Annotated in this window: 14 protein-coding genes; 11 read left to right on the forward strand and 3 right to left on the reverse strand. The window is 37.2% G+C overall.

The window, feature by feature from the left end; translation table 11 throughout:
• Nucleotides 1–44: 44 nt before the first annotated feature.
• The 3 genes from BLQ53_RS09930 to BLQ53_RS09940 all read left to right on the forward strand — a co-directional run bounded on the left by BLQ53_RS09930 (nucleotide 45) and on the right by BLQ53_RS09940 (nucleotide 1,876).
• The gene (locus BLQ53_RS09930; protein WP_093727157.1) at nucleotides 45–326 is read left to right on the forward strand and encodes a hypothetical protein; all 282 of its coding nucleotides are present in this window, start codon (nucleotides 45–47) and stop codon (nucleotides 324–326) included.
• Nucleotides 327–340: 14 nt separating this feature from the next.
• The gene (locus tag BLQ53_RS09935) at nucleotides 341–730 is read left to right on the forward strand and encodes a hypothetical protein (RefSeq protein WP_093727158.1); all 390 of its coding nucleotides are present in this window, start codon (nucleotides 341–343) and stop codon (nucleotides 728–730) included.
• A gap of 489 nt (nucleotides 731–1,219) precedes the next feature.
• On the forward strand, nucleotides 1,220–1,876 hold the full coding sequence (locus BLQ53_RS09940) for a FusB/FusC family EF-G-binding protein (RefSeq protein WP_093727159.1): 657 nt from the start codon (nucleotides 1,220–1,222) through the stop codon (nucleotides 1,874–1,876).
• Between the two features lie 20 nt (nucleotides 1,877–1,896).
• On the opposite strand, the gene BLQ53_RS09945 is transcribed toward BLQ53_RS09940, so the two are convergent.
• Nucleotides 1,897–2,340 carry an Lrp/AsnC family transcriptional regulator gene (locus BLQ53_RS09945; RefSeq protein ID WP_093727160.1) on the reverse strand — a complete coding sequence of 148 codons (444 nt, stop codon included), beginning with the start codon at nucleotides 2,338–2,340 and terminating at the stop codon, nucleotides 1,897–1,899.
• A gap of 122 nt (nucleotides 2,341–2,462) precedes the next feature.
• Between BLQ53_RS09945 and BLQ53_RS09950 the strand changes: the two genes are divergently transcribed.
• Complete coding sequence (locus BLQ53_RS09950) at nucleotides 2,463–2,903, forward strand: carboxymuconolactone decarboxylase family protein (protein ID WP_093727161.1); 441 nt, start codon at nucleotides 2,463–2,465, stop codon at nucleotides 2,901–2,903.
• Between the two features lie 61 nt (nucleotides 2,904–2,964).
• Complete coding sequence (locus BLQ53_RS09955; RefSeq protein WP_093727162.1) at nucleotides 2,965–3,474, forward strand: GNAT family N-acetyltransferase; 510 nt, start codon at nucleotides 2,965–2,967, stop codon at nucleotides 3,472–3,474.
• Nucleotides 3,475–3,505: 31 nt separating this feature from the next.
• Here the strand turns inward: BLQ53_RS09955 and BLQ53_RS09960 are convergent, their stop codons facing one another.
• Nucleotides 3,506–3,709, reverse strand: a complete 204-nt coding sequence (locus tag BLQ53_RS09960) for a hypothetical protein (RefSeq protein WP_093727163.1) — start codon at nucleotides 3,707–3,709, stop codon at nucleotides 3,506–3,508.
• A gap of 6 nt (nucleotides 3,710–3,715) precedes the next feature.
• On the reverse strand, nucleotides 3,716–4,444 hold the full coding sequence (locus BLQ53_RS09965) for a CPBP family intramembrane glutamic endopeptidase (RefSeq protein WP_093727164.1): 729 nt from the start codon (nucleotides 4,442–4,444) through the stop codon (nucleotides 3,716–3,718).
• Between the two features lie 268 nt (nucleotides 4,445–4,712).
• Between BLQ53_RS09965 and groES the strand changes: the two genes are divergently transcribed.
• The 6 genes from groES (at nucleotide 4,713) to tnpA (ending at nucleotide 12,875) form a co-directional block, all read left to right on the forward strand.
• Entirely contained in the window at nucleotides 4,713–4,997 is a 285-nt protein-coding gene (gene groES, locus BLQ53_RS09970; protein WP_093727165.1) for a co-chaperone GroES, read from the forward strand.
• Between the two features lie 52 nt (nucleotides 4,998–5,049).
• On the forward strand, nucleotides 5,050–6,684 hold the full coding sequence (groL, locus tag BLQ53_RS09975) for a chaperonin GroEL (RefSeq protein WP_093727166.1): 1,635 nt from the start codon (nucleotides 5,050–5,052) through the stop codon (nucleotides 6,682–6,684).
• A gap of 955 nt (nucleotides 6,685–7,639) precedes the next feature.
• Entirely contained in the window at nucleotides 7,640–9,043 is a 1,404-nt protein-coding gene (locus BLQ53_RS09980; RefSeq protein ID WP_093727167.1) for an ABC-three component system protein, read from the forward strand.
• Nucleotides 9,036–9,752, forward strand: coding sequence for an ABC-three component system middle component 1 (locus tag BLQ53_RS09985; RefSeq protein WP_093727168.1), 717 nt, complete (start codon nucleotides 9,036–9,038; stop codon nucleotides 9,750–9,752). The genes BLQ53_RS09980 and BLQ53_RS09985 overlap by 8 nt, the downstream gene beginning before the upstream one ends.
• Nucleotides 9,745–12,120, forward strand: a complete 2,376-nt coding sequence (locus BLQ53_RS09990; protein WP_093727169.1) for an AAA family ATPase — start codon at nucleotides 9,745–9,747, stop codon at nucleotides 12,118–12,120. The genes BLQ53_RS09985 and BLQ53_RS09990 overlap by 8 nt, the downstream gene beginning before the upstream one ends.
• A 284-nt stretch (nucleotides 12,121–12,404) precedes the next feature.
• Nucleotides 12,405–12,875, forward strand: coding sequence for an IS200/IS605 family transposase (gene tnpA, locus BLQ53_RS09995; RefSeq protein WP_093727170.1), 471 nt, complete (start codon nucleotides 12,405–12,407; stop codon nucleotides 12,873–12,875).
• The last annotated feature ends 296 nt before the right edge of the window (nucleotides 12,876–13,171 follow it).

Below are 13,171 nucleotides of genomic sequence, written 5' to 3' on the forward strand. Positions count from 1 at the left end.
ATTTGTATACTTTCCTTTATGAGGAAAAGAATGGAGGATATAAGATGGTCTTACTTTTAGATGTATTCAATCTTATGCTGCTGTCTTCTTTGACAGGTACTTATGAAGAAGACGATATCCAGCACAATATCGAACAGCTGCGAAAAACAGAATGGTTCCAGCAATATCTGAAACAGCAGCCATACCGTGATTTGCTCATCTATGATAAGGATGTCCGAAAAGTGATAGTGAAGCTGAATGATAAAAAGCTTGCCAAGAATCCTCAACGACCAGCTTATCAGCGTATCGTCACAAAAGCATTGCAACGGAAAATCATCGTTTCTTAAGAAAGCAGGTACTTATGACAAATCTACAGGTGACAGGCATAGCATCATGTGGCAACTCTCCCAAAAGGGAGCTTATCCGTCAGCTGACGATTGCTGCATTCCAACAACAGTACCAACAGTTAGAGAATCAACTTGCACCTGATTGCAAATTGGAAATAGCCGGGAAGGGAGCATATATTGGAAGTGCCACCATCTTGCCAGTGCTTTCTTCTTTAGAGGGTGTCACAGCAGTACATATTGCCAATGCTTTCACCCACGGTAAGCAAGGAGCAGTGAATGGCTTTTTCAAGATGGATACACAGTCGTATGCATTCGCACTGATTTTTACTTTTGCAAGTGCAGGAAAGAATGCGAAGGTGCAGTCCGTTTCTTGCTATGTGACAAAAACGAGGAACCAATCGTAGAGGCTGGTTCCTCGCTTTATTTGGTACCTAAGCTATCGGGTGTTGAAAGTACTGTAATACATTGGTTCTCATACAAAGGAGTTTTATATGTTTGGCTTACTTGACTTGATTCTTACTTACATCGAAATTATTTTGTACCTTGTCGCCCTCCCCGCCATTTACTACGTGATAAAATTATTGCGCCAAATCGAGGAGAATACGAGGAATAAATAGTACATACCAACCTATTGCACACCAGCAATAGGTTTCTTTTATAACGTCAACTGTTGCAGTCATGCCCTTTCTTGGATATTCTGGGAGTGGAGGTGATACCTGATGGCAATTGAGACGAATGCTCATGCGTCAGAATTTGTAACAGCTCATGCAAAGCCTATTGGGAAAGGCGATACTTTGTGTGAGGAGACTGTCTACTAATCGCCAATGTATCCTTTTCTGTCCGGGCTTTGCACTTATCTAAGCATGAAAAGAAGATAAGGGAGCGAACAGGAAATGGATAAACAAAAAAACAATGAACAAGCATTTATACGGAATGACCAATATAATTTCATCGCAAAACAGGTGTCTCATATCATCAATGCCCATGCCACGGTGAACCATGCAGATACACTGGATGGAGTGAAGCTCCATGCCTTCTCGAAAGTGGAGGAGATGCTTCCAGAAATGACGGAAGCACAAGAAACGCTTTTGAACCGTCTGCTGGAGATAGAGGAGGAAATGGAAGCACAAGCCTTTCTATCAGAGCTGAAGCAGTATGTCATCCCCTTCCGGAAAGTGTCGAAAAAAACGGTGGAGAAGCTATTCCCGAAAGCGAAGAAGCTGCAGATGCCGGATTTGGATGCGCTGGATTTCCAAAGGCTGTCGTACATCGGCTGGTTCGACACTCGGGCGCATAAGCAGCACTTGATCGTCGAATATCAAGGCAAGCTGAAAGGCATTTCTGGCGTCTTCGATAACAGCAGCACACAAGGCATTTGTTCTTTGTGTAACAGCCTTGGTGATGTCGGTTTGTTCGTCACACGGGTCAAGAGCGGGAAAGAGACCTATGTGAATAGGGGAAACTATATATGCAAGGACAGCCAAAGCTGTAATGAACAACTGTTGGATCTAGGGAAAGTAGAGACATTCCTGAATCATCTGTTTCAGTAACGGACAAAGAGCAGACAACTTTAGTCTGCTCTTTGTTTATGTGCATTGATTTCCACTTGTGAAAAGATGAAATGCGTTACAGTCGTTGCGAAAGACGCAATCGAATCAATAAACTCTTCTACTTGGGCAAAACTCCCAAACCGCATCTTCATCATGAAACAGGCATTGCCTGCAATCCGATAACAGAAATCGACATTATCCAAAGTGGCGATATGGGCTTTGAACGCTTTGTAATTGCCATTCTTCATCGTCGCTTCCATGATGCACTGAACAGGCAGACCCAGCTTTTCATAATCGATTTCCAACGTATACTTTTTGATCACCCCGAATGCTTCCATCTGCCGCACGCGTTCCGTGACTGATGGGGAAGACAGATTCACCCGCCTGCTGAGTTCACTCATCGACAGCCGGCTATTCGCCTTCAACTCAGCCAAAATTCTCCTATCGGTATCGTCTATTTTCATTTTTAAGACATCCTCGCTAAAGTAGTTAAAAAGCATAAGTTTTAATCGCCAAACTCCTTTAAATCTATATGTAATCAAGCAAGATGATTATTTATATTAAATATAGCCAAGGAGGAGACAACATGACAAGAATAAGTAAATCAAAATTTGGGAAAACAAGCTTTCAAAAATTATTAGGCCATAATCTCAGTATCATGACAGCATGGTCGGAGCTATCCGACATTCTAGAGAAGAACGTCAGGCTATCAGCAAGCTTGAAGGAACAAGTAAGGCGCACACTTGCTCAATCCAACGAATGCGCCTACTGCAAAGCCAAAGGCAAGCCGGATGAAGCTATCTTTGATGAGAAGACATCTGTTGCTGTCGGGTTCGCGACCGTCTTCCAACACCACGCCAAAGGCAATCTTCCGGATTCGGCTTTTGACATACTGGAGGAATATTTCTCGGAAGCAGAAATCAGTGAATTATGTGCTTTTATTTGCTTTACAACGGCGCAGCAGTATTTTGGGGCGATGATGAAGCTGGAGGCTGACGAGGAGATAGATGCAGAAAGTCATGCTTAATTATCGTCATCTTGCTATAATCTAATTGTTAAAACCTGTCATTTCAAAAGGGGAGGCAATCATGATCCATATAGCATTGGCAAAACCAGAACATGTTGCAGGAATAGCCGAAGTCTGCACGGATGGCTATTGGGCCACGTACAGGGAAACACACTCCGAGACATACATCCAGGGGATAATCGAAGAATTTTATAATCACGACCGAATTCGAAAAGAAGTAACCGAGACGAGCAGACATTGGGGAGGATACTTTGTTGCGCTGGAAGAAGGGAAAGTGATTGGTGCGATAGGCGGCGGGATGATCGATGAAGGCGTCGGGGAAGTTTTCGTGCTGTATCTGAATCAGGATCGACGCAATGAAGGGATAGGCACGAAATTATTAGATGCTCTCACCAAACAGCAAAAGGAGCAGTTTGCCGCTTTTGAACAATGGGTATCTGTGGCAAAGGGAAATCAAAAAGGCATTCCTTTTTATGAAGCAAAAGGGTTCACCGCCCAGCATGAACAAGCTGGCTATCATGAAGTGGATGGAGAACGGTACACATCTGTGAGATATAAACGGCATATATAAGTGAAAGACCAGCCTAAAGCGGCTGGTTTTCTCATTTTTGATTCATTTTCTTAATCTTGTAATGAAGTTTGATATAGCGAATAGCTGTGTAAATATCAAACGTGGCGAAGATGGCGCAGAAGATGCTTAAAAATGTCCAATCTCCTGCTTTTCTTACATCTGTTACAGCCCAGAATACGAACATGCATCCGATGAACAGATACAAAACCGCAAGGGACAATGGCGAGCGTATCATGAATAGTTATCCTCCAAAGATGATCGTTTGCATGTTTTCCAATTGTTTCTGCATTTTTTCAAATTCTTCAAGTCTTTCCGGTGTGAAGTAAAGCTGCATGATGACGACCAGCAGATTCATTAAACCGTGCGTGATGATCGGGACGATGATCCGTTTCGTCTTCACATAAAGCGCAGCGAAAATGACACCCATGACAAAGTACTGCAAAAGATGCAGGAAATCTCCATGCACTGCACCAAATACAAGTGCCGATATGAGTACAGCTATGAAGAAGTTCGTCCGCTTATAGATTTCCCCGAAAAGGATTTTACGGAAGATGATTTCTTCCAATATTGGAGCAAATACAACTACAATCAATGCAAATGCAGGAACCGTCCGAACAGCTTCCATAATAGTAGACGTATTTTCGGACCCTTGTCTGATATTCAATACATACATTTCGATCAATCCGGCAATCACTTGTCCGAAATATGCAGCAAAGAATCCGATGATGATCCAGACAACCGTCATGCCAGGACTAGCGGCATTGCGCATAGCAGGTGTGCGCATATCTTGACGCAGCAGGAAGAACGTAATGATGACAGCGAGCAGGAAGGTGATCAAACTCCATCCGTAGGAAAAAATGGTCAGATCCCATCCTTGCTCCCTCATCCAAGGTACAAATGGAAGCAGCACAAATGACGAGAGCTGCATCACAATATATGTCAATATGACGTACCAATAGCGTGCTGGCAATGTAACGACTCCTTCCGCCTTACTTATGTAGTTGGCATCTTAGGTATTTTAACATAAGAACAGGGTGAGTATGTAGCGCTGTGCATTGTAATTACCCTGTTAAATCACTTAAGGATTGGCAGGAGAAATGGAGAATTCGTCGAACAACTATCTGAGTGTCTTACTTGCAATCCGTTTTCGTTTTGATTATTATAATAACTGTGTTAGCACTCAACTAACTCGAGTGCTAAAAATTAAATTATCGATTATATTAAGGAGGGTTTCTCACATGTTGAAGCCACTAGGCGATCGTGTCGTAATTGAACTTGTAGAGCAGGAGGAGAAAACAGCAAGCGGAATCGTGCTTCCTGAATCTGCCAAGGAAAAACCGCAAGAAGGTAAAGTTGTTGCCGTCGGTAGCGGTCGTGTAACCGATAATGGACAAAGAGTTACACCAGAAGTAGAAGAAGGCAACTTTATCATCTTCTCTAAATACTCTGGTACAGAATTGAAATACGAAGGAAAAGATTACTTAATTCTTCGCGAAAGCGACATCCTTGCAGTATTAGGATAATCCGAAGAACAGATTCATATACCATAGAAGATATATTTAGGAGGTTTTATTAATGGCTAAAGACATTAAGTTCTCTGAAGACGCTCGCCGCGCGATGCTTCGCGGTGTGGACACACTTGCAGATGCAGTGAAAGTAACACTCGGACCAAAAGGACGCAACGTCGTATTAGATAAGAAATTCGGTTCTCCACTGATCACAAATGACGGTGTGACAATCGCCAAAGAAATCGAATTGGAAGATGCATTCGAAAACATGGGTGCGCAGCTTGTATCCGAAGTTGCTTCCAAAACAAACGAAATCGCTGGTGACGGTACAACTACAGCGACTGTCCTTGCACAAGCAATGATCCGTGAAGGTTTGAAAAACGTCGCTTCTGGTGCGAACCCAGTAGGCGTACGCCGCGGTATCGAAAAAGCGGTTGAAGTAGCTGTTTCCCAGCTTAAAGAAATCTCCAAACCAATCGAAGGCAAAGAGTCCATCGCACAAGTAGCGGCAATCTCTGCAGCTGACGAAGAAGTTGGTAAACTAATCGCAGAAGCAATGGAGCGCGTTGGTAACGACGGCGTTATCACAATCGAAGAATCCCGCGGCTTCAACACGGAGCTTGAAGTAGTAGAGGGTATGCAATTCGATCGTGGCTATGCTTCCCCGTACATGGTTTCTGACCAAGATAAAATGGAAGCAGTCCTTGACGATCCATACATCCTAATCACAGATAAGAAAATCGCAAGCATTCAGGAAGTACTTCCTGTACTTGAACAAGTTGTACAGCAAGGCAAACCGCTATTGATGATCGCAGAAGACGTAGAAGGCGAAGCACTTGCAACACTTGTTGTGAACAAACTGCGCGGTACATTCAATGCTGTTGCTGTTAAAGCACCAGGCTTCGGTGACCGTCGTAAAGCAATGCTAGAAGATATCGCGACACTAACTGGTGGTGAAGTGATCACAGAAGACCTAGGTCTTGATCTGAAGAACACACAAATCACACAGCTTGGCCGCGCTTCTAAAGTTGTTGTAACGAAAGAAAACACAACTATCGTCGAAGGTAACGGCAACCCAGAAAACATTTCTTCCCGCGTCGCACAAATTCGTGCACAAGTAGAAGAAACTACTTCTGAATTCGACAAAGAAAAACTACAAGAGCGCCTAGCGAAACTTTCCGGCGGCGTTGCAGTAATCAAAGTCGGTGCTGCTACTGAAACAGAATTGAAAGAACGCAAACTACGCATCGAAGACGCCCTTAACTCTACTCGCGCAGCAGTAGAAGAAGGTATCGTAGCCGGTGGTGGTACAGCGCTAGTCAACATCTACAACAACGTTGCAGGTCTTGAACTAACTGGCGATGAAGAAACAGGTGCGAAAATCGTCCTTCGTGCAATCGAAGAACCGGTACGTCAAATCGCGCACAACGCAGGCCTTGAAGGCTCCGTTATCATCGAACGTCTTAAAAAAGAAGACGTCGGCGTAGGCTTCAACGCAGCAACAGGCGAATGGGTAAACATGCTCGAAACAGGCATCGTCGACCCAACAAAAGTAACACGCTCCGCACTTCAAAACGCAGCATCCGTTGCAGCTATGTTCCTAACTACTGAAGCAGTAGTAGCTGACAAGCCAGAAGAAAACGCTGGCGGCGCCGGCATGCCTGACATGGGCGGCATGGGTGGAATGGGCGGTATGATGTAATCTAAAGACATAGAATATAACGTTAAAAGCATTATATTTCGACTGTTCTATAGATAGCTTTTAAAGAAGGCTACTTCCATATTATAAAGGAGGTAGTCTTTTTTGTGATATCAGATTATATACGTAAGTGTTTTGAACCCACAATTTAATAGAGTACTGTCGATAAGTATTAAGATTTACAAGATAGTGTGGTGATTCTGCTATTGAAGTTATGTGTATCCATAACCCTTTCTAGTTAAGTTCATCTGTGGATTTATCTAATCAATACTATAGAAATACTGTTCTCGTAAAGCTATACGATTATGAAATTCTCAAATGATGTTTTCTAGAGATATATTGTACTTTATTTAAAGTGCCTTTGTATGAAAGGTGTTCTGTGTAAATAGAGATTAAATACGAAAGAGTCTAGCCAAGCTAACTCAAATATATAATTAAATAGAATTATTTTAGTATGGATTTACAATATCATACAATTTGTTAATATAGAGATAATGTAGAAAATATGGAATGAGTAAAGAATGTATAGCACTCCTTCACTTATAAAGTTTCAAGTCTAGTAATCAAGAAGAATCACCTAATAAAATAGAATATTATGGAAATTTATCTTTTGGAATAGAAATTATACCTGTTCATTATTATTTAAGATAAGACAAACCATAGGAAAATTATTATGCGCGCCTATTATGTGACAAATGGATTTTTAAAGGTGGTATTGTTTATTTCTGAGTTTTTTACTTAGAAAATGAAGATTACGAAATGATTGGATCTGCTTGTGCAATGGCCTCACATCGCCGTTTGAAAGAAGACGAGAAATTAGGAAAATAGATTTTAATTATCATCCTTTAGAGGAAGCATCAAGCATGTTAGACCGTAGTAAAACATTAATGCTTTAACTAAGGATGAAATAGTTAAGTTAAGTCTAGTATGAGATGAGCAAAGAGGAGATGGAAAACAATTGACTCAAATTAATAATAACTTAAAAGATTTGATCCGAAGAGGCGATGCAACTTCCTCTTGGAGCGGTTTTACATATCAAGGAAATATAACAATCTACTCAGCATTATGCTTACTAAATAAGATTGGTAATAATGTTGAGGAAATAAAAAAATATGAAATAGAGATCGAAAAGAACGAAGATTTTGCAATATTATATGAGGGAGAATTAAAATCACTACACCAAGTAAAATCACTTCAGAATAAGGAGAAAATTTCAGGTTATACCGAAGCTATACTTCAGCTTTTTGCAAAAGCAATAGAGTTTCCTAGTGTTATTGAGATTTCATTACATACAGCGTGTGAAATTGAATCCTTTATAAAAGAAGATCTGATTAGTAATCTGAAAAATTATAACCCTTCAAGTCTCAGTGAAAATAAAAGGCAACTTTACAGGAGTACACAAGAAAAGTTATTAGATCAGCAAATATTTGATGAGAAATTCATTATCTTTAAAAGGAATTATGATATAAGCGGCTATATTCCTGCAATAAAATCAATTCCACTTGAAGATGTTAAAGAAAATATTGAACAAGAACTGGAAAAATTTTATACTAACCACCATGAAAATTATACATATAAAACAAGCGAGCAGTATTCATTTGCATATTTAAACCTTTTAAAAAGATTAAACAAAAAAATTTCAAGAATCCACGATGGATCAGATACGAATTATTGTTTAAGACTAATTGATGTTTATGATGTAATTTACGATGAACATGTATTTGGATGTACTGCTGAAACATTAGGGAATTTCTTACTAAAAGAACTATATTCTCTTTTTGAACAATATTGTGAGGATAGCACATTAGGTAATGATAGATTGGAGACTGTTAGAAATATATGGTCCAAGCAATGGGAACTATTAGAGAAGCTGCCTGATGATGATTTTATTTTATTATGTCGTAGGTTATCTCCAGAGATAAAGAACATATCTACAAAATCTCTGGATTTAAACACATATAGAAAGCTTTTAAATGAGGCGGGTGTTCGTAGGATGTTATTCTATTGTTTATTTGATTTGACCCACAAAATGGTACATGGGGAGACTATTAAAAATATTTTTACTGTTAAAGACAATGATGATTATTTATTAACTCTTATTGACCGCAATAATCCTGATATGGTTGGAAGGGACATCATAAAAAATTTAAAAGATGATAAAAGTCTTTTTGATTTACTATTCGATAATAAATTTTACTTAACTGAACACTTAGATGGAGTTTACGGTGGAAAGCGTTCAGAAGGTCTAATGGAATCTGAGGTTAAGATAACAGGAAATCGAAAAAAAGAAAAAATCACACTACCAAAACAAATCCATTTTGTTAGCAAAACTACAATTTCTGGGAGGACAATAAATGATTGAAATAATAAAAGAACTATTTTGGGAAGCAAGTTATATAGTAGAGGAAATACAACCCGAATTCAAATCTGATATCGAGCATTTGTCTTTTATTGCAAAGATTACAAAAGAAAATAAATTTGACTTCTTCTTAGTAATTGATTTAAAAGAGGTTAATATTGATGAATCAAATCTGCATGATATTATAGATGATTATTTTGAATATATTGTTGATAAAAATGAAGAACAGGGAATTGATAAAAATCTATCATTACTCATCCTCCTTCAAAAAGACACTGTTAAAATAGATCGAGATTTGACTTCATTTGTATATGATTTAGAAGAAGATCCTTACGATTTTAAAAAATATGTTTTGTCTTACACAAAAGAACAATTTTCACTGGTGGAACAACAATTTAAAAATGAAAATAGCATTACAAGTGTATTTCAACGAATAATACAAAATAAGAATATGTTTTCAGAATTTAAGAATACAACTAATAAAGAATCACAATTAATTTATGATTTAATTTCAAAATGTTTTATTAAACTTCACTTCTTAAGCTTACAAATAGATACTATAAACCTTTCCAATTTAGAAAGTGAAATTAGAGAAGAATTGACACAATATCAATTAGATTTAAGAGAAAAAATTATATCCATTGAATCAAAAGAGGAAATTAATCTTGAATTGGTACTCGAAAAGCTTGGGGTGGTAGAAGAAGATGAGTAACAAATTATACATCAATAGACTTTATATTGAAAATTTTAAAACTATCGATAAAGCAGTAATTTCTTTTGAAGATCAAGATATTACAGTATTAGATGGTCCAAATGGATTCGGTAAAACAACCATCTTTGACAGTATTGAACTTGTTTTAACTGGACAAATAAAACGAATTCAAAATTTCAAAGTAGCTGTTACAGCAAGAGGCTATAGGGATTATTTATTTGCGAAGAATCAAAATAAACCTGTTGTAGTTAAAATTGAACTAAAGTCTATTGGAGAGGATAGTAGTAAAAAAAGGGTTTTTGCCAGAAGAATTGATCCAACTAAACTTAGATCAACAGGAAAAAAACCTTTTGAATTTAATTATGAGCTTCATGAATTAAACACAATTGATGATGAAATGACGGTTGAAACAGTTACTAATGAACAAGAACTTGAAAAGTTCTTTAAAGTGAATGATTTTATTGACAGATATAGTTTGTATCATTATGTTGAGCAAGAGGATTCAAGCCATTTATTTAAAAAAAATGAAAAAGAAAGAATTGAAGTTATTAGTAAACTTTTCAACATACAAAAAGAGAATGAGCAAAAGGAAAAACTGGACACTACTAGAAGAGTTCTTAGAAGAAAGTTAAGGGATATCAATAAAGATATTGAAAAATATAAAGGATTTGTAACCGAGAAAGATTCAGATGCTGATCGAACGTTTACTCAGGTGGAATACATAAAGTTGTTGCCTGCTACTAGCAAGAAGCCATGGGACAGTGAAAAACTCAATAATTTAGATAAAGTTAAAAAAGATACATATATATCTGAGTTAAACCAAATTATAAAATTTAAGAAGTACTTTGAAGATTATATTAAACAGAAGAAAAATAATAATATATCACAAGTTATAGCAAATAAAGGAAGATTATCTGCACTAATTGTACTTGGTTTTTATAACGAAGAGTTTGAGACCTTTAAGAAAGAGTATGAAACAAACAACAATTTGAAAAGATACTTAAAGGTACTTGAAGAAAGAAGTATCCTAACTAGTTATATCAACTGGGATATCATTTTTGAAACTTTAAAACTTAAGACTGATAAACAATTATTGATAGATAGAATCGACCATATTAAATCTTTGAATAAAACTACTAACAACTTGTCAAATACTGTGAGACAACTCTTGGAAGCGCGCGAGAGTTTGAAAAATCAGTTCAACAATCTTATTAGTTCTAAATCTGGCTCTAGTAATGATCAAAACTGTCCATATTGCGGGCAAGATTGGAAATCCTTTAAAGAACTAGAGGAACAAATGGAACAAAAAACAATTGAGATACAACAAAATTTAGATCAAAATTCTAATAAAGTCGTTGAAGAAATTAACAATCTGTATAGCGCAATAATCAAAGATATTATAAACCAATTAGATAGTTATCTTTCAGATGATTCTAGAATAAAAGATGACTTCTTTCTTCAATTGCAAGAATATAAAAATCTGGGTATAGATGTTAATAAAGCAAAATTGTTCTTAGATAATATTGGGATTATCTCTGAGGAATATTATAATAAGGAGAAAAAAATTGTCAGCGATTTGGAAGAAAGAACTAATAGCTTTGTATCGGACTTAGAATCCCGAATGCAGAATACAGAAGAATTTACAAGAGATAATTTCAAATTATTACAAGAAATTTTTATAAATACTTTCAATTCCGATTTTAAATTGGTTGAAAAAATAAGAGTTGAAGATATAGAACTCAAAAAGCTTTATATAGAGAATGCTTTCTATGATCAGTCAAACTGGTTTTTCAAGGAATTGCAAAAACTAACTATACAACGAAAAAAATTAGATTCAATTTGCATTAATCTAGACGGTATAATTGAGATTTATACTAAAAAAATTAACCAGTATAGAGGGACAATGATTAATGATTTAGAAATCCCGTTCTTTATATACAGCGGGAAAATTATACAGAACCACCAGCGAGGCATTGGGGTATTTATAAAACAGGAGACAAACAATAGAGACGAAGAACCTGAAGTGAAGGCTATCAATTTTGTGCCACCTGAAGAAACTGACCATGATATAGTTCATTCCTTTAGTTCAGGTCAACTGTCCGCCACTGTGCTTTCTTTTACTTTAGCTCTAAATAAAGTATATAATCAAAGTGGGTTAAACACGATACTAATAGACGATCCGGCTCAGACGATGGATGAGATAAATATGGCATCTCTTGTAGAGTTACTTCGAAATGATTTTTACGATAAACAAATAATTCTATCAACTCATGAGGATAAAATTTCCTTATACATGAGATACAAATTTTCTAAATTTGGTCTTAGAGCTGCTAATATAAACGTAAAACAGGAACTATATGAATATTAATTAAAAAGGCATGAAGGCTAGAAAAGAGTACTTTTTTACTTAAATAAGTTGGTAAGCTTACGGAGGATCCATAATGCAGTATTCACTCTTTTTTAAGATAAATATTAATTCACTAAGGACACCCGTGCGTCAGCACAGGTGTCTTGTTATATGTATTAGAAAACCCCTGGCTATGCCGGGGGTTCCAGAAAGCTTCTAGCGTGGTAATAAAAAACCCTCACTTCATGGTAGGGTAAAGTTGGTTTCCCGACCACTTTATCTCGCCATAGAAGGAAGAGTGCCCTATGAAGGACATGAACAGTTTAGCACATACAACATGGAATTGTAAGTATCACGTAGTATTTGCGCCAAAGTACAGAAGGCAGGTTATTTACGGAAAATACAAAAAGAGTATCGGACAAATTATTAGGGATTTATGTGAACGGAAAGGTGTGATTATCCATGAAGCAAATGCTTGTCCGGATCACATTCATATGTTGATAAGTATCCCGCCGAAATTAAGTGTGTCACAATTTATGGGATACTTAAAAGGGAAAAGTAGTTTAATGATATTCGATCGTCATGCCAATTTAAAATATAGATATGGAAATCGAAAATTTTGGTGCCGAGGATTCTATGTTGATACAGTCGGGAGAAATAAGAAACAAATACAAGAATATATTAGGAATCAGCTAAAAGAGGACTATATGGGCGATCAATTGACATTATTCGAAGAGTACGATCCATTTACAGGAGAAAAAAATCGGAAGAAATAAAGAAATCCTTTAGAATTGGTGAGTAGATGTGGTGCAAGAGGGAACCCATTCAGCGGGCCTTTGAGGCCTAGGCCGGTAACAAAGGCTTTCAGCCGCAGAACAAACCACCAGTTCACACTGGTGGTTTTGATTCATGGTATTGCTTTTTTATTCATGACTTAGTCTTTTTTATATTGGTATTATTATTCGTAATTTGCTGTTAACCTGATTTTACATTATCTGCATCCACATCTTGGTTAGATGGCACAGTCCGGAATCTGAATTTTCTATAGATAACTGATAATTTTATTTATTGT

This window comes from Terribacillus halophilus (assembly GCF_900101385.1).
Taxonomy (GTDB): Bacteria; Bacillota; Bacilli; order Bacillales; family Amphibacillaceae; genus Terribacillus; species Terribacillus halophilus.